At 70.3% G+C, this 19792-nt stretch carries 25 protein-coding genes; 11 read left to right on the plus strand and 14 right to left on the minus strand.

Features of this window, described 5'->3' with window-relative positions; translation table 11 throughout:
• Positions 1 to 88: 88 nt before the first annotated feature.
• Together ACFWWR_RS10205 and ACFWWR_RS10210 are read right to left on the minus strand one after the other, a co-directional pair.
• A complete protein-coding gene (locus ACFWWR_RS10205) occupies positions 89 to 790 on the minus strand; it encodes an ANTAR domain-containing protein (RefSeq protein WP_383876706.1) in 702 nt (233 codons plus the stop codon).
• A 53-nt stretch (positions 791 to 843) separates the two neighbouring features.
• Positions 844 to 1524: a GAF and ANTAR domain-containing protein gene (locus tag ACFWWR_RS10210; protein WP_383876707.1), complete on the minus strand. Its 681-nt coding sequence runs from the start codon at positions 1522 to 1524 to the stop codon at positions 844 to 846.
• A gap of 262 nt (positions 1525 to 1786) precedes the next feature.
• On the opposite strand from ACFWWR_RS10210, the gene ACFWWR_RS10215 reads away from it, so the two are divergent.
• Positions 1787 to 2149: an STAS domain-containing protein gene (locus ACFWWR_RS10215; RefSeq protein WP_383876710.1), complete on the plus strand. Its 363-nt coding sequence runs from the start codon at positions 1787 to 1789 to the stop codon at positions 2147 to 2149.
• Positions 2150 to 2184: 35 nt separating this feature from the next.
• Positions 2185 to 2655 carry a PPOX class F420-dependent oxidoreductase gene (locus tag ACFWWR_RS10220; RefSeq protein WP_384302766.1) on the plus strand — a complete coding sequence of 157 codons (471 nt, stop codon included), beginning with the start codon at positions 2185 to 2187 and terminating at the stop codon, positions 2653 to 2655.
• Positions 2656 to 2670: 15 nt separating this feature from the next.
• Here the strand turns inward: ACFWWR_RS10220 and ACFWWR_RS10225 are convergent, their stop codons facing one another.
• The 8 genes from ACFWWR_RS10225 to ACFWWR_RS10260 all read right to left on the minus strand — a co-directional run bounded on the left by ACFWWR_RS10225 (position 2671) and on the right by ACFWWR_RS10260 (position 12933).
• Positions 2671 to 3429 carry a TetR/AcrR family transcriptional regulator gene (locus ACFWWR_RS10225; RefSeq protein WP_383876715.1) on the minus strand — a complete coding sequence of 253 codons (759 nt, stop codon included), beginning with the start codon at positions 3427 to 3429 and terminating at the stop codon, positions 2671 to 2673.
• A 145-nt stretch (positions 3430 to 3574) separates the two neighbouring features.
• A complete protein-coding gene (locus ACFWWR_RS10230; RefSeq protein WP_384302768.1) occupies positions 3575 to 5074 on the minus strand; it encodes an MFS transporter in 1500 nt (499 codons plus the stop codon).
• A 178-nt stretch (positions 5075 to 5252) separates the two neighbouring features.
• Positions 5253 to 7457 carry a glycosyltransferase family 39 protein gene (locus tag ACFWWR_RS10235; RefSeq protein WP_384302770.1) on the minus strand — a complete coding sequence of 735 codons (2205 nt, stop codon included), beginning with the start codon at positions 7455 to 7457 and terminating at the stop codon, positions 5253 to 5255.
• A complete protein-coding gene (locus ACFWWR_RS10240) occupies positions 7454 to 9004 on the minus strand; it encodes a glycosyltransferase (protein WP_383876724.1) in 1551 nt (516 codons plus the stop codon). The genes ACFWWR_RS10235 and ACFWWR_RS10240 overlap by 4 nt, the downstream gene beginning before the upstream one ends.
• Before the next feature lie 14 nt (positions 9005 to 9018).
• Positions 9019 to 10668 carry an ATP-binding protein gene (locus ACFWWR_RS10245; RefSeq protein ID WP_383876726.1) on the minus strand — a complete coding sequence of 550 codons (1650 nt, stop codon included), beginning with the start codon at positions 10666 to 10668 and terminating at the stop codon, positions 9019 to 9021.
• Positions 10665 to 11405, minus strand: coding sequence for a response regulator transcription factor (locus ACFWWR_RS10250; RefSeq protein WP_384302772.1), 741 nt, complete (start codon positions 11403 to 11405; stop codon positions 10665 to 10667). Before ACFWWR_RS10250 ends, ACFWWR_RS10245 begins: the two co-directional genes overlap by 4 nt.
• 202 nt (positions 11406 to 11607) lie before the next feature.
• A complete protein-coding gene (locus ACFWWR_RS10255) occupies positions 11608 to 12483 on the minus strand; it encodes a DUF2797 domain-containing protein (RefSeq protein ID WP_384302774.1) in 876 nt (291 codons plus the stop codon).
• 48 nt (positions 12484 to 12531) lie between these two features.
• The gene (locus ACFWWR_RS10260; RefSeq protein ID WP_384302776.1) at positions 12532 to 12933 is read right to left on the minus strand and encodes an HGxxPAAW family protein; all 402 of its coding nucleotides are present in this window, start codon (positions 12931 to 12933) and stop codon (positions 12532 to 12534) included.
• A gap of 95 nt (positions 12934 to 13028) precedes the next feature.
• Between ACFWWR_RS10260 and ACFWWR_RS10265 the strand changes: the two genes are divergently transcribed.
• From ACFWWR_RS10265 to ACFWWR_RS10280, 4 genes are all read left to right on the plus strand, one after another.
• Positions 13029 to 13577 carry a MarR family winged helix-turn-helix transcriptional regulator gene (locus tag ACFWWR_RS10265; protein ID WP_383876735.1) on the plus strand — a complete coding sequence of 183 codons (549 nt, stop codon included), beginning with the start codon at positions 13029 to 13031 and terminating at the stop codon, positions 13575 to 13577.
• Between the two features lie 25 nt (positions 13578 to 13602).
• Positions 13603 to 14001 carry a hypothetical protein gene (locus tag ACFWWR_RS10270; protein ID WP_383876738.1) on the plus strand — a complete coding sequence of 133 codons (399 nt, stop codon included), beginning with the start codon at positions 13603 to 13605 and terminating at the stop codon, positions 13999 to 14001.
• A gap of 189 nt (positions 14002 to 14190) precedes the next feature.
• Entirely contained in the window at positions 14191 to 14709 is a 519-nt protein-coding gene (locus tag ACFWWR_RS10275; RefSeq protein ID WP_383876741.1) for a GtrA family protein, read from the plus strand.
• A 114-nt stretch (positions 14710 to 14823) separates the two neighbouring features.
• Entirely contained in the window at positions 14824 to 15498 is a 675-nt protein-coding gene (locus ACFWWR_RS10280) for a hypothetical protein (protein WP_383876744.1), read from the plus strand.
• Between the two features lie 34 nt (positions 15499 to 15532).
• Here the strand turns inward: ACFWWR_RS10280 and ACFWWR_RS10285 are convergent, their stop codons facing one another.
• Together ACFWWR_RS10285 and ACFWWR_RS10290 are read right to left on the minus strand one after the other, a co-directional pair.
• The gene (locus ACFWWR_RS10285) at positions 15533 to 15901 is read right to left on the minus strand and encodes an SCO4225 family membrane protein (protein ID WP_383876746.1); all 369 of its coding nucleotides are present in this window, start codon (positions 15899 to 15901) and stop codon (positions 15533 to 15535) included.
• A 71-nt stretch (positions 15902 to 15972) separates the two neighbouring features.
• The gene (locus ACFWWR_RS10290) at positions 15973 to 16230 is read right to left on the minus strand and encodes a GntR family transcriptional regulator (protein ID WP_383876749.1); all 258 of its coding nucleotides are present in this window, start codon (positions 16228 to 16230) and stop codon (positions 15973 to 15975) included.
• 139 nt (positions 16231 to 16369) lie between these two features.
• Here ACFWWR_RS10290 and ACFWWR_RS10295 point away from each other — a divergent pair, with 139 nt between their 5' ends.
• From ACFWWR_RS10295 to ACFWWR_RS10315, 5 genes are all read left to right on the plus strand, one after another.
• Positions 16370 to 16615, plus strand: a complete 246-nt coding sequence (locus ACFWWR_RS10295) for a hypothetical protein (RefSeq protein WP_383876752.1) — start codon at positions 16370 to 16372, stop codon at positions 16613 to 16615.
• Entirely contained in the window at positions 16615 to 16923 is a 309-nt protein-coding gene (locus tag ACFWWR_RS10300) for a hypothetical protein (protein ID WP_383876755.1), read from the plus strand. Before ACFWWR_RS10295 ends, ACFWWR_RS10300 begins: the two co-directional genes overlap by 1 nt.
• Positions 16924 to 17064: 141 nt before the next feature.
• On the plus strand, positions 17065 to 17238 hold the full coding sequence (locus ACFWWR_RS10305; RefSeq protein ID WP_383876757.1) for a hypothetical protein: 174 nt from the start codon (positions 17065 to 17067) through the stop codon (positions 17236 to 17238).
• A 79-nt stretch (positions 17239 to 17317) separates the two neighbouring features.
• Positions 17318 to 17653: an ArsR/SmtB family transcription factor gene (locus ACFWWR_RS10310; protein ID WP_384302778.1), complete on the plus strand. Its 336-nt coding sequence runs from the start codon at positions 17318 to 17320 to the stop codon at positions 17651 to 17653.
• 1 nt (position 17654) lies between these two features.
• Positions 17655 to 18371: a cation transporter gene (locus ACFWWR_RS10315; RefSeq protein ID WP_383876763.1), complete on the plus strand. Its 717-nt coding sequence runs from the start codon at positions 17655 to 17657 to the stop codon at positions 18369 to 18371.
• Positions 18372 to 18407: 36 nt separating this feature from the next.
• Here the strand turns inward: ACFWWR_RS10315 and ACFWWR_RS10320 are convergent, their stop codons facing one another.
• The gene (locus ACFWWR_RS10320) at positions 18408 to 18710 is read right to left on the minus strand and encodes a hypothetical protein (protein ID WP_384302780.1); all 303 of its coding nucleotides are present in this window, start codon (positions 18708 to 18710) and stop codon (positions 18408 to 18410) included.
• Between the two features lie 864 nt (positions 18711 to 19574).
• A partial coding sequence (locus ACFWWR_RS10325) for a hypothetical protein (protein WP_384302782.1) occupies positions 19575 to 19792 on the minus strand: 218 nt, incomplete at its 5' end.

A 19792-nucleotide genomic window follows, 5' to 3' on the forward strand; every position in this document is an offset into this window, starting at 1 on the left:
CGGTGAAGATTCGACACCTCCACCACACACGGAGGCCTTCGCCATGTTCAAGCCCGGTCAGCGTTAACAACGCTCGTGATCAATACACCTAGGGCTGTCGCCGTTTGCCGCCGGCGCTTGCTCGTGTCACCAAGTCGGTGCACAGGTCGCGGAGTTTGACGTTGTGGTCCTGCGAGACCCGGCGCAGGCGTTGCAGGGCGATGCCGGCGTCGATCCGTTCCTGGGCCATCAGGATGCCGATCGCCTGGTCGATGATGCTGCGGGAGAGCAGGGCGGTGCGCACGTCGGCGGCGGACTCTCGGCGGCGCTCGACCCGCAGGGCGACGTTGACCGCGTCGCCGATGCGGGCGGCGAACGCGCGGGCCGCGTCCCGGCCCCGGCCCAGCGAGCCGGTCTCCACGCCGTAGAGGTTGAGGGCGGCGCCTCTTTCGCCCTCGACGTCGATCGGCAGCGCCAGCACGCAGCGCACACCGGCCGAGAGGGCGTACGACGTGTAGGTGGGCCAGCGGGTCTCCGTCTCCAGGTCGGGGGCGTACTGCTCGGCCTGGGTCTCGGCGGCCTCCACACACGGCCCCGAGCCGTTCTCGTACTGGCGCTGGTCGAGGCCGCTCGGCATGCCGCGGCTTCCCGCCAGGGTCAGCAGGCGGTCCGCGCGGCGCACCGTGATGCTGCACGCGGCAGCGCCCGGCACCGCCTCCACGGCACGATCGGTCAGATCGCGCAGCAGCGGGTCGAGGCCGCTGCTGCGCACGATGGCCATTTCCAGCGTGTCGGGCGTGTCAGGGCTCATGACCGTACGGATATCCCGTCAACGGCCGTTAACGCCTTGGCGCACCCCGCCGGTCATGTGGCCTTGTTCGCATCGACGATGCGGCGGGCGAGGTCGCGCAGCTTGACGTTCTCCCGCTGCGAGGCCTTGACCAGGGAATCGAAGGCCTCCGCCGCGTCCATGTTCATGCGTTCCATGAGAATCCCGGTGGCCTGTCCGATCAGGTCCCGGGTGCGCATGGCCTCCGTCAGCTGCTCGCGTACGGTCGCGGAGTCCAGGGCGAGGCTGACGTGCGCGGTGAAGAGGCGCCCGACGCGGGTGGCGACCTCGTCGAAGGCGCGCGGCTTGCGGGCGTACGCCGTGAGCACGGTGAGATGGCGGCGGTCGGCGCGCAGCCGCAGCGACAGCGCCGAGCGCAGGCCCAGCTCCGCCAGGGCGCTCCCGCCGTCGTCCGCCTCGCTGTCCTCCAGCCGTACGACGGGCGCCGTCCACAGGCCTTCCCAGTACGGGTCCTGCTCGCGCCGCGGGTGCCCGGACTCGGCCGAGCGCACGACCTCGTCGGTCCAGGCGACCGTACGGCGGTGCTGGCTGCTCTCGATGACGGAGATGCCCGCGTGGTCGGCACCGGGCACGATGTGGACGGCCAGCCGGACCGCGGCCCGCATGGTGCTGTGCGGGGTGACCGTGTCGTGCAGTTGCTGAGCCGCCACCGTCAGGGCTTCCGCGAGCTCGAAACCGGCAGGGAAACGGGGCAAATCAGGAAACTCGGACGCAGCCACCACGAACCTCTTCGGCGTGCACGGCTAATGGCCGTGCGCAGGAGAGCTCCGCAGCACATTCCCGACTGCGAGCACAGGACGGACAGCACTTTATCTGCTTGGTTGCGTCGAGGTGACGTCCGGCCGACGGAGGGAGGAGGCACTTTCGGACGCACTCGTCGGCATGGTGGAATGGAGGCGACAGGTCAGGAAGTGGCCTCCCCGGAATCCGGACGAACGTCTGCCAGGTGAGAGTGTCATGACCTTCATCCCGAATCCGTGCGAGCTGCGTGATCTCCGAGATCTGCCCGGCTGCACCGTGATCGCCCTGCCCCCGGAAATCGACTTCTGCAACGCCCCGGACCTGTACGACCGCGTCCTGTCCGCCGTGGACGCCCGCGCCGACCGGCTGCGCCTGCTGGTCCTCGATCTCACGGGGACCCACTTCATGGACTCCCAGGGCGTACGGCTCGTCAACGACATACGCCACCGCCTCCCGTCCCGGGCGCGGGTACGGGTGGTGGCGATGCCCGACGGGGTGGCCGGCCGCGTCCTGGAGCTGACCGGGGCCCGGCGGGACGTCCCCGTGTACGACAACCTCGCCGAGGCGCTGGAGTCGTAGACCGCCGTGGTGGACCGGCGTCCTAGGCTGAGCCCATGGCACCGAACATCGCGACCAATACCGCCGTCTCACTGGACGAGCTGCTGGACTTCGTACGGCCCCGTCACCACGCCATCCTGCTGACCCGCCGGTCCGACGGCAGCCCTCAGGGGTCGCCGCTGACCTGCGGGGTGGACGACTCGGGGCGGATCGTCGTCTCGACCTACCCCGAGCGCGCCAAGACCCGCAACGCCAAGCGGGACCCCCGGGTCAGCCTCATCGTGCTCAGCGACGACTGGGACGGGCCGTGGGTGCAGATCGACGGCACGGCCGAGGTCGTCGACACACCCGACTCCGTCGAGCCGCTCGTGGAGTACTACAAGAACATCGCCGGTGAGCACCCGGACTGGGACGAGTACCGGGCGGCCATGCTGAAGCAGGGCAAGTCGATCATCCGGGTCACACCGGAGCGGTGGGGGCCGGTCGCCACCGGCGGTTTCCCGGCGCGGCTCGCGTCGGACGACTGACCCCGGCCCAGGAGGCTAAGCCCTCGCCACCATCGCCTCGATTCCCGCCACCAGCAGCTCTAGCGCGAATTCGAAGTCCCGCTCGAGCATCTCCTCGACCGTGTCGCCGCCTCGGGCCTCCATGATCTTCGCGGACTCCTGGATGACCTCGGCGGCTTCCGGGGTCTGCGTCGCCGTGCTCATGGCGTGCTGGAAGTACTCGTCCGGGGTCACGCCGGCGTTGGCGACGCGGGCGAAGAAGTGGCCCTCGAGCGTGCCGTAGCCGTACACGAACTGGAAGACGGCCGAGATGGCCCCGGTGACGCCGTGCACGGGAAGGCCGGTCTTACCGATGACCTGCTGGACGACACGGGCGAAGGCCAGGTAGTTCGGGCCGAGGTTGAGATAGGTGCCGGCCAGCGGTGACACCCAGGGGTGGCGGACCAGCAACGCCCGGTACCCCCGGGTCAGCATCCGTAGCTGGTCGTGCCAGTCCTCGTCGGCCTCCGGGTCGGGCAGGCCCAGCTCGCCGAAGACCGCGTCCAGGGCGAGTTCGAGGAGGTCGTCCTTGGTGTCGACGTACCAGTAGACGGACATCGCCGTGACGTTCAGCTCGGCGGCCAGCCGGCGCATGGAGAACCTGGCCAGTCCCTCCGCGTCCAACAGCCGCACGGACACCTCGGTGATCCGGTCACGGTCCAGCCCCGACGGCTGCCCGCCACCACGGCCGCCCCGACGCGCCTTGCCCTCCAGCCAGACGCTGGTCCGCACCGCGGACCGGGCCGTCTTCGCCATGGCGCACCTTCCTAGACGTACGAATTGCCGCTCAGCTTAAGCGCGCCTCCTGCAGGCGCGGGGCTGAGACATGTGCGGCTCCGCCGCTGGGCGCGACCAGCCACAACGTGCCCGCAGCCGTCCGACTACCCAGTGACCCGGACCCCTAGGCGGAGTCTGCCCGCTCCGCCCGACGCAGCAACGCGGCGGCGACCAGTCCCCCGAGCAACACGGCCACCGCCCCCACCAACTGACTGCTCTCCAGCCCGGAGGCGAACGCATCCGTGATGCGCGCCCTCTCCTCGGCCGACCCCGCTTCGGCCAACGCCCCCGGCAGGGACACCGCCGCCACCGGAATCAGCGCCGCGAACCGCGCGTTCAGCACGGCCCCGAGCACCGCGACACCCAGGCCCTGCCCGAACTCCGCCACCGTTCCGTTGATCCCCGCGCCGACCCCGGCCTTCTCCGGCGGGATCGCACTCATGATCGCGTGCGACATGGCCGGGCTGGCGATCGCGGCCCCCGCCCCGATGAGCAGCAGCCCCAGCAGCGTGCCGGTGTAACCGCCGGAGGAGATCGTGGCGATAGAGGCGAGGCCCGCCGCCATCACCGTCATGCCCAGCCCGATGGACAGGGGGGTACCGAGCCTGGTCGCCCACTTCGCGGACACGCCGGTGAAGTTCAGCGCCACGATCACCAGGGCGAGCGGTGCCGTACGCAACCCCGCCTCCAGGGGACCGTAGCCGAGCACGAACTGCATGTGCTGGGTGAGCAGGAAGAGCGATCCGCCCATCCCGAAGGTGATCAGCACCGCGCCGGCGACCGCTCCGGTGAAGCGCCGGTTCCTGAAGAAGTGCATGTCGAGCATGGGGTACGGGATCCGGCTCTCCCAGTAGCCGAAGGCGGCCAGCACCACCACCGCGACGGCCGCCGGGGCCATCACCCGGCCGGAGGTCCAGCCGTGCTCCGGCCCGGAGATGATCGCGAACACCAGGGAGGTCATGCCGATCGTGGACAGCACGGCGCCGAGCAGGTCGGGCCGGTCGCCCTGCGGGTTCTTGGACTCGGGTACGAGTGCCACGACCGCCACCAGGCCGAGCGCCGCGACCGGCAGGTTGATCAGGAAGATCGCTCCCCACCAGAAGTGGTTCAGCATGAAGCCGCCGATGAGCGGTCCGGTGGCGAAGCCCAGCGAGTTCACCGCGGCCCAGATGCCGATCGCCTTCGGCTGCTCCTCGGGGGCGAAGATCTGCATGGCCACGGCGAGAGTGGTGGTCATCAGCAGTGCGCCGCCGACACCCATGCCGGCCCGCGCCGCGATCAACTGGGCCGTGGAGTCCGCCAGTCCGGCCACCAACGAGCCCGCACCGAACAGGACCAGCCCCGCGATCAGCATCTTCTTGCGGCCGTAGCGGTCGGCGGCGCTGCCCGCGGTGAGCAGCAGGCCGGACTGCACCAGCGAGTACGCGTTGATCATCCACTGGATGTCGGAGGTGGCCGCACCCAGTTCCCGCGTGAGAGACGGGATCGCCACGTTCAGGACGGTGTTGTCGAGCAGGACGGTGAGCTGGGCGAGGCAGATGACACCGAGGATCAGCCAGCGCTGGGGGTGGCCGCCTGTCTGCTGAGTCTGCGCGGGGGTCTGTTCCTGGGGGGACGTCGTCATGCTGTACACCGTAGAACAGTTCCTATACGGCGTACAACGGAGATACGGGGACACACGGGGACACGGGGACACGAGGACACGAGGACACGAGGACACGAGGACACGAGGACACGAGGACACGAGGACACGAGGAAGGGCGGTGGCCGCGGCCACCGCCCTTCCTCGTCGTACCGGCCTTCTACGCCTTCTGCGTGAGGTCGTAGAAGGTGGCCGAACCGACCGTCACCTTCTTGAAGTTGGCCTCGATCCAGGTCGTGATCTGCGCGGACGTGCCGTCGCTGCTGCCGCCCATGCCGCCGCCGGTGCCCGAGGAGATGAAGTAGTGGATCTTGCCGTCCGCCACGTACTGCTTGAACTGGGCAAGCGTCGGGGACGGGTCGGTGCCGTTGAAGCCGCCGATCGCCATCACCGGGTCGCCGGTGGCGAGTTGGTAGCTCGCGGCGTTCTGGGCGCCGATGGCCGCCGCGGCCCAGGTGTACTGGTCGGCGTCGGTCTCCAGCAGCTTCTTGGCCTCGTCGGTGACGGTGGCGCCGTTGAGCAGCCCGCCCACGCCTCCGCCGCCGCCCATGCCGGCGCCGTCGCCGGTCCGACCGCCGGGAGCGCCGTTGCCCTGGGTGGTGCCGTTGCCGTTCTGCTGGTTCTGGCCGCCGCCCGGGAAGCCGCCGGTCCCGCCGGTACCGCCGCCGGGGAAGCCGTTGCCCTGGGTGTTCCCGTTGCCGTTCTGCTGGTTCTGGCCGCCGCCCGGGAAGCCGCCGGTGCCGCCGCCGGGACCGCCGCCCCGGCCGCCCATCATGCTCGCGCCCGCCGGACCGGCCGTCGGGATGGAGCCGGTGTGCGCGGAGTTCACCGTGCTCAGCGTGTACGCCGCCGGGCCGGCCAGCGAGGCCACGATGCCGAGGCTCGCCGCGGCCAGCGCGAGCTGCCTGCCGAGCCTGGCCACGAAGATCAGGCCGAGCGCGGCGACCAGGCCGCCGATCAGGACCAGCCACTTCAGCCAGGGCAGGTAGTCCGGGGTGCGGTTGAGCAGGACGTAACCCCAGGCGGCGCCGGCCACGCTCGCGGCCGCGAGCGTGAGGGACGCCCACATCTCGCCCCGCTTCTCCCACAGGGTCGCCGAGCCCATGCCGATGACGGCGGCGATGTAGGGGGCCAGGGCGATCGTGTAGTACTGGTGGAAGATGCCCGCCATGTAGCTGAAGACCATCATGGTGATCAGCAGCGAGCCGCCCCACACCAGGAACGAACTCCGCGTCACGGACGTCCGCTCGAGCTTGCGGGTGGCCACCAGACCGGCGACGAGCAGGATCAGCGCGGCGGGCAGCAACCAGGAGATCTGGGCGCCGATCTCGGAGTTGAACATCCGGTCCCAGCCGGTCTCGCCCCACTGCCCGGTGCCGCCCGCGCCTCCGCCGCCGCCGACGCTGCCGGTCTCCTCGCCGTTGATGCGGCCGAGGCCGTTGTAGCCGAAGGTCAGCTCCAGGAAGCTGTTGTTCTGCGAGCCGCCGATGTACGGGCGGGACGACGCCGGCCACAGCTCGACGATCGCCACCCACCAGCCGCCGGCCACGACCATCGCACCGGTCGCGAGTCCGAGCTGTCCGAAGCGCTTCCTCAGGTTCACCGGCGCGCAGACCGCGTAGACGATCGCGAGCGACGGCAGGATGACGAAGGCCTGCAGGGTCTTGGCGAGGAACGCGAAGCCGATCGCGACACCGGCCCACACCAGCCACTTCGTACGGCCGTCCTCCAGGGCCCGGACCACGAGGTAGCAGGACAGCGCCATCAGCAGTGCCAGCATCGCGTCCGGGTTGTTGAACCGGAACATCAGCGCCGCGACGGGAGTGAGCGCGAGTACCGCGCCCGCGATCAGACCGGCCCCGGGGCTGAACCGGCGGCGCACGGACGCGTAGACGACCGCGACGGTGCCGACGCCCATGAGGACCTCGGGAGTGAGGATCGCCCACGAGTTCAGGCCGAAGATCCTGACCGAGATCTCCATCGGCCACAGGAAGGCCGACGGCTTGTCGACGGTGATGGCGTTGCTCGCGTCCAGCGAGCCGAAGAACATCGCCTTCCAGGACTTGCTGCCCGCCTGGACGGCCGCCGAGTAGAAGGAGTTGGAGTAACCGGAGGCGCTCAGGTTGTAGAGGTAGAGCGCGGCGGTCGCGAGCAGCAGGCCGAGGAACGCGGGACGCGCCCAGCGCGGGTCCTCGGGCCGCCCCCGCCACAGTCTGCGGACGAAGGGCTGCTGGGGTTCGCCGGAGTCGGGGGCCGGCGGAGCCGGGGTGGCCACCGGCTCCTGAACGGCCGTGTCCGTACCGGCTGTCGGCGGTTCCCAGGCCGCGGGGCCCTGTGGGGTCGGATGGTCGGTGTGGGTGGTCATCGGGCGTCCCTGGGGTCGGTGTCGGTCGGGCGCACCGGCTGTAGCCGCATGGTCGCGTCCCTGCTGGTGCGGTCCGCGGCTTCACCGGCGCGGAACCGGGTGGTGTCGAAGTGGTTGGTGTCGAAGTGGTTGGTGTCGAACTGGGTGGTGTCGTACGGCGATCGGGGCGCCGTGGCGTACCGGGGCGCCTGCGTCGGCGCTTGGGCCGTCGGGCGCTGCGGCAGCGGCGGATGCGGCTGCTGGTGGGCTCCGGGTGCCGCGAAGTGGGTCGGTGAGGACGGCGTGTGCGAGGCCACGACCGTCGACTCGCGCTTGTCCGGGAACACCCACGCCCGGAAGAGCAGGAAGCGCAGGACCGTCGCGGCCAGGTTGGCGGCGATCAGGACCGCGAGTTCGGTGGAGTGCGCGGGGTCGGAGGAGGCGGCGTTCAGGGCGGCGAGCGACCCGCTGGTCAGGGCGAGGCCGATACCGAAGACGACCAGGCCCTGCGCCTGGTGCCGGACGGCGCCGCCGCTGCCGCGCACCCCGAAGGTCAGCCGGCGGTTGGCCGCCGTGTTGGCGACCGCCGAGACCAGCAGGGCGAGCGCGTTGGCGATCTGCGAGCCGCCGAACTGCCGGAAGACGCTGTAGAGCAGCAGGTAGAAGAGCGTCGACAGACCGCCGACGACACAGAAGCCGACCAGCTGGCGGGCCAGCCCCTTCGGCACGTCCTGGATGTCGCGGTCGCGCGGGTCGTCGCCGAACGGCCGGGTGATCCGGTCCAGTGGCAGCGAACCGGTGGCCAGAGCCTTGCCCACACGCCACACCCCCTTCAGATCCTCGGTCGCCGTCTTCACGATGTGGACCGTCGAGTCCGGGTCGTCGACCCAGTCGACGGGAACCTCGTGGATCCGCAGCCCGGCCCGCTCGGCGATCACCAGCATCTCGGTGTCGAAGAACCAGCCGCTGTCCTCCACGAGGGGCAGCAGTACCTGCGCGACGTCCCGGCGGATGGCCTTGAAGCCGCACTGCGCGTCCGAGAAGCGGGCCTGGAGGGAGCCGCGCAGGATGAGGTTGTAGGAGCGGCTGATGAACTCCCGCTTGGCGCCGCGCACCACCCGCGAGCTACGGGCCAGCCGGGAGCCGATCGCGAGGTCCGAGTGGCCGGAGATCAGCGGTGCCACCAGCGGCAGCAGGGCGTTGAGGTCGGTGGACAGGTCCACGTCCATGTAGGCGAGGATCGGGGCGTCCGAGGAGGACCAGACGGTCCGCAGCGCCCGGCCGCGGCCCTTCTCCTCCAGCCGGAAGGCCCGCACCTCCGGGATCTCCGCCTCCAGCCGCGCGGACACCTGCGGGGTGGTGTCCGTCGACGCGTTGTCCGCGATCGTGATGCGGAACGCGTAGGGGAACGTGCGCTTGAGGTGCTCGTGCAGTCTCAGCACACACGGCTGGAGGTCCTTCTCCTCGTTGTAGACGGGGATCACTACGTCCAGGACAGGCGTACCGGCGTCTGTGGCCGGGAGGTGCTCCCGCGCCGGCAGCGTGCCGGGAGAAGAGTCGGTTCGCATGCCAACGACTCTGGTCAGGCCCCCTGTTGCACCCATATGGCGGCGCTGTGCTGTGCCTGTGAGTGTGATTGCCAGTTCGTTTCGGGCGCCGGACGGGGCACCACCGGGCCCAGCGCGGGCAGGTGCACGGTGAACACGGTGCGTCCGGGGACGCTGTCGACGGTCACCGCGCCGTCGTGCGCGGCGGCGACGGCCTGCACGATCGCTAGGCCCAGCCCGGTGGACCCGGAGGCACGGGAGCGCGAGGAGTCGCCGCGCGCGAACCGTTCGAAGACCCGCGGGAGCAGTTCGGGCGGGATGCCCTGGCCGTCGTCCTCCACGTCCACGCACAGCCACGGCCCGCGCCGCTGCACGCGCGCGGTGACGGTCGTACCCGGTGCGGTGTGCGTCCGGGCGTTGGCCAGCAGGTTGACGAGCACCTGCTGCAACCGGGCCGCGTCCGCCGACACCAGTGCCGGTTCGTCGGGCAGGTCGAGGCGCCAGTTGTGCTCCGGTCCGGCCGCGCGCGCGTCGCTGATGGTGTCCACGACGAGCGGTACGAGGTCGGTCTGCTCGAACTGGAGAGGCCGCCCGGCGTCCAGGCGGGCGAGCAGCAGCAGGTCCTCGACGAGGAACGTCATCCGGCCCGCCTCGGACTCGATACGGCCCAGGGCGTGCCGGGTGTCGGGCCCGACCTGCTCTCTGCCGCGCCGGGTCAGCTCGGCGTACCCGCGGATCGAGGCCAGGGGGGTCCTGAGCTCATGGCTGGCGTCCGCGACGAACTGCCGTACCCGCATCTCGCTCTGCTGGCGGGCGTGCAGGGCCCCGTGGACATGGTTCAGCATCCGGTTCAGCGCGGCCCCGACCTGCCCGACCTCGGTGTGCGGGTCCGTCTCCGACTCGGGGACACGCTCGCTGAGGTTCACCTCGCCGGTGTGGAGGGGGAGTTCGGAGACGCGGGTGGCGGTTGCGGCGACCTTGCGGAGGGGACGCGTGGCGACACCGACGAGGACGTATCCGGCGATGCCGGCGGCGACGAGGCCGGCGGCGGTGACGCTGACCTCTACGAGGATGAGGGTGTTGATGGTGTCGGTGACGTCGGTGGTCGGCAGCGCCACGTAGTACGCGCCGTTGCCGCCCTCGCGGTACTCCACGCGGTACTGGCCCAGCCCCGTGAGGGTCACGGTGTGGGCTTTGCCGTCCCTGGAGACGGCGCTCAGCTCGGCCTTCTGGGTGTCGCTCAGATCGGCCGACTTGGCGTTCGTGACCCCGTTGTCGTCCTTCGAGGGCTTGCTGACCTTGGCCTCGGTGATCTCACCGCTCACGACCTTCGCCGCGACCGTGCCGATCATCTGCTGGGGACCCCGGGTGACGAATTCCGAGAGATTCGGGACCTTGGGAACCTTCTTGTCCAGGTCGTCGTCGGGCTTGGGCTGCTGCTGTGCTCCAGGGAGGGACTGGGGGCCGGCGCCCGCCGCACGTCCCACCACCTCGCTGAGCGAGCCGTCCAGCTGCTGGTACAGGCTCGACTGCATCGCGATCGTCGTCACCGTCCCGATGACGGCGCACACCACCGCGATCAACGCCACCGCGGAGACGACGAGCCGCGTACGCAGTGTGCGCGGCTGTCGTCCTCGCCTCAGCTTCTGCTTGTTCTGCGTACGCGTCCGTCGTCGCCCGCTCATGACGCCGCGGGCTTGATCAGGTAGCCGGCTCCACGCCGGGTGTGGATCATCGGCTCACGACCCGCGTCGATCTTCCGCCGCAGGTAGGAGATGTACAGCTCGACCACATTGGCCTGACCGCCGAAGTCGTACGACCACACCCGGTCCAGGATCTGCGCCTTGCTCAGCACCCGGCGCGGGTTGCGCATCAGGAAGCGCAGCAGCTCGAACTCGGTCGCGGTGAGGTGGATGCCTTCCCCGGCCCGCGACACCTCGTGGCTGTCCTCGTCCAGGGTGAGATCACCGACGACCAGCACGGATTCGGAACGCCGGTCTGCCGCACCCGAGCGCCGGATGAGTCCACGCAGCCGGGCCACGACCTCTTCGAGGCTGAACGGCTTGGTGACGTAGTCGTCGCCACCGGCGGTGAGCCCCGCGATACGGTCCTCGACCGCGTCCTTCGCGGTCAGGAAGAGAACCGGCACGTCGGGCAGGTCGCGGCGCAGCCGCCCCAGGACGGCCAGCCCGTCCATGTCGGGAAGCATCATGTCCAGGACGACGGCGTCGGGCCGGAAGTCGCGGGCGGCCTGGAGGGCGCCCGTGCCGTCACCGGCACTCCGGATCTGCCATCCCTCATAGCGCAGGGCCATGGACAGCAGTTCGGTGATCGACAGCTCGTCGTCCACCACAAGCACTCGGACGGGGCTCCCGTCCGGCCTCAGCAGTTCGGTGCGCCCCTGGGGCGAGGTCGTGGTCATGCTGGACACGATGTCGGGGGCCTCTGAGAGCACGCTTTCGAGAACCTGTGATTTTCCTGAGAAACGCACAGGAGGTTCTCAGGGAACACCTGGGAGCGTGGTCCCGGGCGTACCCGGTTGTGTCCGGCGGCCTTGACCTTCACCGTGCCGCCGGAGGCGATCAGGAGGGTGCACCGCGGTTTCCCTCATGCCCCCCTGTCCGTCAGAACAGCCCGGACTGCACGCCAGGCGGAGCTTTGTACTGCCTTACCGGCACCGTGACTTGCTCGCTCCCGGCGGGAACCAGCTCCCACCCCGTCATCAACCGCGTGTCGAGTACGACCGTGCCCGCGCCCTCGGTCAGCAGATGCAGGTCGGGTCCGGCGGCCGCCACCAGCCGACCGCTCACCGCACCGCCCGCCACGAGCTCGCTCACCTCACCGATGGCGGACGGCAGACCGGCGAGACCGAACACCCCGGCGTGATCCACGGGTTGGCAGGGCGACCGCTCCAGCGACTCCGGCCAGTCACCGAGCCGCACGGCCCGCGCATGCAACGCCGCGACCTCCGCCGTCCGTTCGGCCTCCGTCTCCGGCAACGCGGCCCGCACCGCCCGCTTCACGACGTACGGAATGCGATCCGGCACCCCGAGCGCGGCGCGCAGCAGCTCCTCCGTGCGCCGGGCGGCCATGAGCGGCCCGGTGCCCAGCCAGGTGAAGCAGACGGCACCCTGCTCAAGCAGCCGGGCCGAGCCCCGTTCTTCGGCGGTGATGCCGACCTTGAGCAGGCCGGGACCGAACCAGGCCAGATAGACGCGGTACGGCCTCGGATCGTCCGCGATGGTGTCGGCGGCCACGGAGTGCGCCCGGTCCAGCCGCGCGCACTCCTCGCACCGCGCCCCCGTGCTCCGCCCCGGCACGGCCGCCCGCACCGGACACGCATGCCCTCGCGCTCCCACACACGTCCGGACACCCCCCTCCGCGACCCCGAAGGCCACCCGCTTCCCCCAGGTCAGCGCACTGCGCCGACCCCCGTCCCACACCAGCACGGGACCCTCCGCCGACCAGCGCAGTCCCGTGCACTTCCATGCCTGTGCCATCTCTGTCGAGAGTAGGGGGCGGCACTGACAACCACGGTCGGGCGCCGCTCAGCCGCCGGGATTGACGGTGACGGGCGCGGGCTCCCCGGCCGCAGGAACCGGTACCGACACCGGCACCGACACCGGAAGATCCGTCACGGCCGTGCGCCGAACCCCCCGCCCCGCCATCCGGCACCCGACACACCCCGGATGCCCGGCGCGCGCCGACAGGTCCCGCACCCGCATCCCCCATCCCTCCCTGGGCCGCCGCCCCGGCGGCTTGCCCCAGCCCGCGAGATGCAGGGTCCAGGTGACGAGAAGGCTCACCACCACGATCGCGAATCCGCCGGCCAGGAGCGGGACCGACACCAGGCACACCCCCGCCCCCAGGACCGCGGTCCCCACGGTCGCGATGCCGACACCGGTCCATCCTGCGACCGTATGGCCGTGGTCATACTGATGTGCACTCACGTGCCCGCCTCCCCAAGCCAAAGAACCAGTTCTCTCACCACGTGAGAGAAGTGACATAAACCTCTCACGAACTAAGGGAATCAGGAAGTACCCGGATGCAAGCCAAGCCGCGCCCCACCGCCACTCCGGCCCAGGCGCTGTCGGCGATGGACTCCCTCGTCGCCTCCCATCTGCTCGGTCAGCAGGAGATGGCCCAGCGGCTGGGCCTGAGCGTCACCGATCTCCTCTGTTTCGCCTGCGTCCTCAAGGCCGGCGAGGACCTCCTCACGGCCGGCGATCTCTCGGAGCACGCCCACGTCACCACGGGCGCGGTGACCGGCATCCTCAACCGCCTGGTCCGCGCGGGCTTCGTCACCCGCGTCCCCGACCCGACCGACCGCCGCCGCGTCCGCGTGGCCGCCGTCCCGTCCGCGGTCGCCCGCGTCCACGCCCTCTACGAGCCCTACTACGACCGCCTGAACGCCCTCTTCGCCGACTACTCCGCCGACGAGATCGCCGTACTCACCGACTGGTTCACCCGCACGACGATCCTCGCGCACGGGTACATCGAGGAGTTGCGAGTGCAGGACTCGAGCGGCGCGGGCGCGGGCCAGGGCGAGGGCGGCGCAGACCAGGGTGAGGGTGACCGGGGCCGTCGCCCCTGAGAACCCCGCCTGCGAAAATGCGCCGGTGCTGCTGAATCCTGAGAACACCCTGTTCGTACGGGGGACAACTCCCGTACTGCTGCTGGCCGATGCCCCCGTCCATGACGCCCTGCCGCCCCTGACCGCGCCGGACGGTGCGATACCGCTGTGCGACGGCTGGGGCATCGTCCCGAAACTCACCCTGTGCGTGGTGGACGGCCCGGGGGAGCACGGGCTGATCGTGCCCGCCATGGCCGCGCCGGTCCTGGTCGGGGCCGCGGTGCGCGACGACGACCCCGAGGCCATGACCGCCTGGTGCGCCGACGTCGAACAGGCGGGCGGCGCGGTCGTCCTGTCCCTGGACCGGCTGCCCGAAGTGCTCGACTGGCCGCACCTGTTGGGCTCGGGCGACGCGCACGGCGGATTCGTACGGCTTCAGTCCTGACGACCCGAACCTGACTCAGCCCCACCGACCCCCCGGGCGGCCACCCCGTCATGGTGGAGCCAGCCCTACCTCCGGTTCGGTAGAACACACCATCGTTCCCGGCGGCGCGCGACGGCATCGTTGACCTCGGTCGATCCAAGTGATCGAGCAGGTCAGAGAGTTCGAGCCCGCCGCCCGGAAGGAAACGTCATGGAGTCGCCGCTCCCGCCGAAGCCGCAGTCGCAGTCGGCGCCGGGCCCCCTCTCCTCCTTCGCCCGCTTCGTGGTGTGCGGCGGCGGCATCGGAGTCCTCTCCAGCTTCGCCGTACCGCTGGCGGCCATGACCATGCCCTGGGCGGTGGCGAACGCGGTGATCACTGTCGCCTCCACCCTCCTCTGCACCGAGCTGCACGCCCTCTTCACCTTCGGCACGGGCCGGCGCCCCGGCTGGCGCCGGCACCTGCAGTCCGCGGGTTCGGCGACAGCCGCGTACCTCGTGACCTGCGCCGCGATGTTCCTGCTGCACGCGGTGCAGCCGGCGCCGAGCATGCTCCGGGAGCAGGCGGTCTACCTCTCCGCGGCCGGCCTCGCCGGCATCGGCCGCTTCCTGGTCCTGCGTCTGTTCGTCTTCGCGGGCGGCGGGAGCCTGCCGAGTCGGACGGCCTCGCCGAAGCGAGTGGCCGGCGACTGGAATCCTCCGTTTGTGAGGACTGAGGCGTTTGCCGGATGACAGATCATTGGCGAGCTAGCGTGCCCATGTCACTGTTCGTGTGAGAGTGCACCAAGTGCACGAGGGGGATTCCTTCACATGCGGAACATGCGTAGCACGCGGAGCGTACCGAGCGTGCGAAGAGCACTGTCGCGACTGACCATCGCGTTGCTCGCCGGAACCGGCCTCGCCCTGTCCGGCCCGGGCACCGCCCACGCCACCACCACGACCGACATCCCGGCACCCACCGCCGACGGCGTCTCGGCCACGGTGAAGTTCTACGACACGGTCGTCCCGCAGCCCTACAACCCGGACCCCGCCGCCTACTTCGGCGACCGCAAGTGCCTGAACACCTACCACGACTACACCCCGACGCCCGGCTGCGGCGGCTTCAAACTGGGCGTCACCCTGCACAACGTCCGCAACCAGCCGGGCTACGTCGCCGGACTGCGCAGCACCGACGACTTCTTCGACGCGTACGCCGACACCGAACGCACCTTCGGCTGCCTCCGGCCCGACGGCACCTTCGACCACGGCACCAGCTTCGTCGTCCGCACCGAGCAACAGCCCCTGCAGCACGTGTACTACACCACGCAGACCTCCTGGGTCCTCTACCAGCAGGGCCAGTACCCCGACCAGGACACGGGCCCCGGCTTCTACATGAACTTCCCCGCCGTCGAGGTGAACTGCCCCGACGGCATGACCCCGACCCAGTACGGCCTGAAGGTCACCGACGTCAACATCACGGTCGAGGACGACAACGTCTTCGGCCACACGACGTGGAGCGCCGCGGGGCCGTACTACGGCTAGGGCCTGTCCAGGTCGGCGGGTTGCGCGCACCGGCTCAGCCGCCGTGCGGACGCGGAACCCGCCGCCGCTGCCGCCCGCGCAGGGAGTCCAGCACCGCTCCGAGGGCCAGCGACTGAGCCAGGGCGGCGACGACGATCCCGCCGACGAAGAACCACGTGGGCGCCTCCGAGCCGAACACGGCCTCGCCGAGCCCCGCGACCACCCCGAACACGGGGAACGTGAACAGCGCGGGCCACACCCAGATCATCGAGGCGTCCGGGCTCTCCCCGAACAACGGCTCGGCCACGGCGACCACCACGGCGACCGCGACCAGGCCGAGGTAGACCGCCGAAGCGGGGTTGGCGAACATCAGGCGTACGAGAGTGCGTGTGCGGGTGGATGTACGTGCAGAGCGAGCGTTCATCGGTTTCTCCCCCGGTTGTCGTATGCCCCCAGGGTCGGTCGGCGGGACGCCGGTGTCGTGAGTACCCGTACTCAGCTCTGCGACTCAGGCGTCACGGGCCGCTCGGCGACGAAGGAGCCGAGACCCACTTCGGCTCGGACGAGCCCCTCTGCTTTGAGATGGGCCAGTGCCTTCTGTGCGGTCGAGGCCGCGATGCCGAACTCGGCCGACAACTCGACGACGGACGGCACCCGAGCACCCACCGGGTACTCACCGGACGCGATGCGGTCGGCGATGGCTGCGGCGACCTGTCGCCAGACGGGCCGGGTGCGGTCAAGGTCGGGACTCATGCGGTGGACGCTAAAACTCCGCGGTAGACCGCGCGACCGCGGTAGACTTCAGTAGACCGCGAAGACCAAGCCATGAAAGCCCCCGCGACGGGTGGAGCCGTCCGGGGGCGTGGCCACCAGCCGCACTGGAGCTGATGACATGACCGACCTTATCCACCGCCTCACCACCTGGGTGACCCTGCGGCTCACACCCCGCAGCTCACCCGGCCGCGCGGAACAACCGTCGCCCCCCGCACCCGTCGCCGCACCCCTGTCCCCCCACCGCAGCCCGTACGGCCTCGACACCCCCCTCGACGCCACCGCGAACCGTTCCGTACGCCCGTACCTCACCGCGCACGAACTCTGGGTCCACGGACTGGAGATCCCCGGGCTGGAGGCCGCCTGATGGAACCGCAACCGCGACCACAGCCGCAGCCGCCGCGCGAACCCCGTCTCCTCCCGTGGACCGGCCCGGAAGGGAAAATCTGCTACCTGGTCACCGACGACCACGCCGGCCCGGTCTCCCGCCTGGCCGACGCCACGGAGTCGATCCAACTGGGCATGGGCACCGAACTCCTCGAACACGCCCGTGACCTGCTCCCGAACACCCCGCCCGGCGAGGTCCGCTACCTGGCGGAACGCCTGACCGAGGCCCTCCGGGACACCCTCCGCATCGCGGAGAGCCGGGGAAGACGCCTGAGCCGTCTGAACTGAACGAGCCCCGGAACCCCCGAGGTGTAGCCACCTCCCCCCTCGATCGGGTGGGTCACTCCATGGTTGCGGCAGGCAGTCGACGGCATCGTTGAACCCAACGGATCGCAGAGCTCAAACGGCCCAGTCCGGAAGGAAACTCCCATGAAGTCCGACAACCGCACCGAGATCGCGTACGAGAACGACCTCGCCCCGCTGCTCGCCGCCTGGGACCTGACACACCCGGCCGCCGACCCCGAGTGGCGACACCTGCTCGACGAGATCGCCCACCCCCACACCACCCAGGCGTTCCACCGCCTCGCCGCGACCGCGGCCTGAACCTTCCGGTGCGCAGGACCGGGTAGGCGTCCCACTATCCAGGGTTTCCTGAATCCAGGATCGCGTGTACTTTCGTGGGGTGCTGACTGTTGCTTCCGACATCGAGGTGCTGGCCCGCTTCGGCCGCGCGCTGGCCGACCCGATCCGCTGCCGCCTCCTGCTGGCCCTGCGCGAGGCCCCCGCCTACCCGTCCGACCTTGCCGAGGCCCTGGGGATCTCCCGCACCCGCCTGTCCAATCACCTCACCTGTCTGCGGGACTGCGGGCTCGTCGTCACGGTCCCCGAGGGCCGCCGCACCCGCTACGAACTCGCCGACGCACGCCTCGGCCACGCCCTCGGCGACCTGCGCACCGCTGTCGTAGCCGTCGAGACCGACCGCACCTGCCCCGACACCGAGGAAAAGGGCTGCTGCTGAGATGGCCGCCACGACCCACATATCCCTCGGCCCGTCCCCGGCCCGCCGAGACGCCCTGGCGAAGCGCATACGGCTGCTGGTCGCGGCGACGATCACCTACAACGTGATCGAGGCGGTCGTCGCCATCACCGCCGGCACCCTGGCCTCCAGCACCGCGTTGGTCGGCTTCGGTCTCGACTCGGTCATCGAGGTCTCCTCCGCGGCCGCGGTCGCCTGGCAGTTCTCCGCCCGGGACCACACGGTCCGCGAAGCCCGCGAGAAGACCACCCTGCGGATCATCGCCGTCTCCTTCTTCGCCCTGGCCGGCTACGTCACCCTCGACGCCGTCCGCGCGCTGACCGGCACCGGCGAAGCCGAACACTCCACCCCCGGCATCGTGATCGCCGCCCTGTCCCTGCTGGTCATGCCGTTCCTGTCCGCCGCCCAACGCCGCGCCGGACGCGAACTCGGCTCCGCCTCCGCCGTGGCGGACTCCAAGCAGACCCTTCTCTGCACGTACCTCTCCGCCGTCCTCCTCCTCGGCCTGCTCGCCAACACCCTCCTCGGCTGGTCCTGGGCCGACCCGATCGCGGCCCTCGTCATCGCGGCGATCGCCGTCAAGGAAGGTCGCGACGCCTGGCAGGGCAAGGGCTGCTGCGCCCCTACGGCAATGCCCGCCCCCGTCGGCGACAACGGGACGGACGCGTGCGGATGCCGACCGGGCTGCGATTGCTGCTGACGAGACGAGCCGAGGCCGCCGGAACTCGAGCGGGCGTCAGGCAGCGCCGCTGATCCCGGGGGCCACGAATCGCCTGTGGAGCGGGAAGAACTCGGCCTGGGGGTCGCTCCCCACTCCCAGTTCGCCCTTGAGTACGGGTTCGATCCTGGCGGCGATGAACCGGCCGAAGTGCTCCTCCGACTCCCACATGTCGAGCACGTGGAAACCGTCGTCGGCGAACCACGCCACGTGCAGCACACACCCGTCCGGAGGATCCTCTTCCCAACGCACCCTCTCGCGGACCTGCTTGTACAACTCGGGCGTGATCTCGGGCCACACAAAGGTCATGACGACGGCCATGAAGGTCCCTCTCGATCGTCTCGGCGCGCCACGATCTGCGCGCCGCGCACGACGACGCTGAGCAGGCCGCTCCGACCGGGCACGTCAGGCGGGCCATTCGGGCAGCAGACTCGCCGAAGTGCTGTCAGCCGAGGCTTTCTCTGCTGCTTCAAGGCCCGCACACGGCGCGGGCGCGGGCCGCCTCTGCGGCGCACTACGTGCAGCGAGCTGAGCAGGGAGAAAACCCTCTTTGGCTGAGGCCGGTCGGCTCCACGGCTTTAGCCACCTAGCCGGTCCGGGTCCCGCGTCGAAAGACCAGGGGGCCGCTCATGCACATTGCAGGCAGGTCCAAAGCCTGCCCGAGTGGCCAACCAGCGTACAGCCACCGTTAGTCAGACGAACCGGGGCGACTTCCGTTCCCGCATTCAGAAGGACGGGCGGAGGGTCCGGTCCCTGGAATCCATGGGCTTTCCCATCTCGGTCCCGCCCCGTCGACTCAGAGACGATCCGGTCCTGCTCGTCGCATCCGCTGCTTCAAGGCCACCCACCACGGACCTACCCCACCTTTCCGTCCCGGTTGCTCGTACTACTTCTCCTGTGCTTTCGCCGACGGCGCGCGACGGAATCGGTTGCGATCCGCCGCGCGCCGTTTCCCCTCTCAGCTCTTCCGGGGCGGCAGCCCAGAACTCGCCGTCGGGAGGGACTCCGCGTCGTTCAGCTACGACATTTCGGCTGTGACCTCAGCGTCAATCGGTCCACTTGCCCCCTACGTCGTGGCTGAGCTTGTGGTGGCCGTGCCCATCGGGCTTCTTGCCGTGGTCATGGCCGTGCTCATCGGGCTTCTTGCCGTGGTCATGGCCGTGCTCATCGGGCTTCTTGCCGTGGTCATGGCCGTCGTCTGTGGGCGTGGCCGTGGCGGTCGGGGTCGCCGTACCGGTCGGGGTCGCCGTACCGGTCGGGGTCGCCGTACCGGTCGGGGTCGCCGTACCGGTCGGGGTCGCCGTACCGGTCGGGGTCGCCGTACCCGTCGGGGTCGCCGTACCCGTCGGGGTCGCCGTACCCGTCGGGGTCGCCGTACCCGTCGGGGTCGCCGTACCCGTCGG

It is taken from the genome of Streptomyces sp. NPDC058678 (assembly GCF_042714835.1).
In the GTDB taxonomy this organism is placed as follows: domain Bacteria; phylum Actinomycetota; class Actinomycetes; order Streptomycetales; family Streptomycetaceae; genus Streptomyces.

Bases quoted from the DNA above. Each gene is read 5' to 3' on its own strand.
- ACFWWR_RS10205 (WP_383876706.1), bottom strand. From the start codon at position 790: ATGAGCCCTGACACGCCCGACACGCTGGAAATGGCCATCGTGCGCAGC.
- ACFWWR_RS10215 (WP_383876710.1), top strand. From the start codon at position 1,787: ATGACCTTCATCCCGAATCCGTGCGAGCTGCGTGATCTCCGAGATCTG.
- ACFWWR_RS10220 (WP_384302766.1), top strand. From the start codon at position 2,185: ATGGCACCGAACATCGCGACCAATACCGCCGTCTCACTGGACGAGCTG.
- ACFWWR_RS10225 (WP_383876715.1), bottom strand. From the start codon at position 3,429: ATGGCGAAGACGGCCCGGTCCGCGGTGCGGACCAGCGTCTGGCTGGAG.
- ACFWWR_RS10230 (WP_384302768.1), bottom strand. From the start codon at position 5,074: ATGACGACGTCCCCCCAGGAACAGACCCCCGCGCAGACTCAGCAGACA.
- ACFWWR_RS10235 (WP_384302770.1), bottom strand. From the start codon at position 7,457: ATGACCACCCACACCGACCATCCGACCCCACAGGGCCCCGCGGCCTGG.
- ACFWWR_RS10240 (WP_383876724.1), bottom strand. From the start codon at position 9,004: ATGCGAACCGACTCTTCTCCCGGCACGCTGCCGGCGCGGGAGCACCTC.
- ACFWWR_RS10245 (WP_383876726.1), bottom strand. From the start codon at position 10,668: ATGAGCGGGCGACGACGGACGCGTACGCAGAACAAGCAGAAGCTGAGG.
- ACFWWR_RS10250 (WP_384302772.1), bottom strand. From the start codon at position 11,405: ATGACCACGACCTCGCCCCAGGGGCGCACCGAACTGCTGAGGCCGGAC.
- ACFWWR_RS10255 (WP_384302774.1), bottom strand. From the start codon at position 12,483: ATGGCACAGGCATGGAAGTGCACGGGACTGCGCTGGTCGGCGGAGGGT.
- ACFWWR_RS10265 (WP_383876735.1), top strand. From the start codon at position 13,029: ATGCAAGCCAAGCCGCGCCCCACCGCCACTCCGGCCCAGGCGCTGTCG.
- ACFWWR_RS10275 (WP_383876741.1), top strand. From the start codon at position 14,191: ATGGAGTCGCCGCTCCCGCCGAAGCCGCAGTCGCAGTCGGCGCCGGGC.
- ACFWWR_RS10285 (WP_383876746.1), bottom strand. From the start codon at position 15,901: ATGAACGCTCGCTCTGCACGTACATCCACCCGCACACGCACTCTCGTA.
- ACFWWR_RS10290 (WP_383876749.1), bottom strand. From the start codon at position 16,230: ATGAGTCCCGACCTTGACCGCACCCGGCCCGTCTGGCGACAGGTCGCC.
- ACFWWR_RS10295 (WP_383876752.1), top strand. From the start codon at position 16,370: ATGACCGACCTTATCCACCGCCTCACCACCTGGGTGACCCTGCGGCTC.
- ACFWWR_RS10300 (WP_383876755.1), top strand. From the start codon at position 16,615: ATGGAACCGCAACCGCGACCACAGCCGCAGCCGCCGCGCGAACCCCGT.
- ACFWWR_RS10305 (WP_383876757.1), top strand. From the start codon at position 17,065: ATGAAGTCCGACAACCGCACCGAGATCGCGTACGAGAACGACCTCGCC.
- ACFWWR_RS10315 (WP_383876763.1), top strand. From the start codon at position 17,655: ATGGCCGCCACGACCCACATATCCCTCGGCCCGTCCCCGGCCCGCCGA.
- ACFWWR_RS10320 (WP_384302780.1), bottom strand. From the start codon at position 18,710: ATGGCCGTCGTCATGACCTTTGTGTGGCCCGAGATCACGCCCGAGTTG.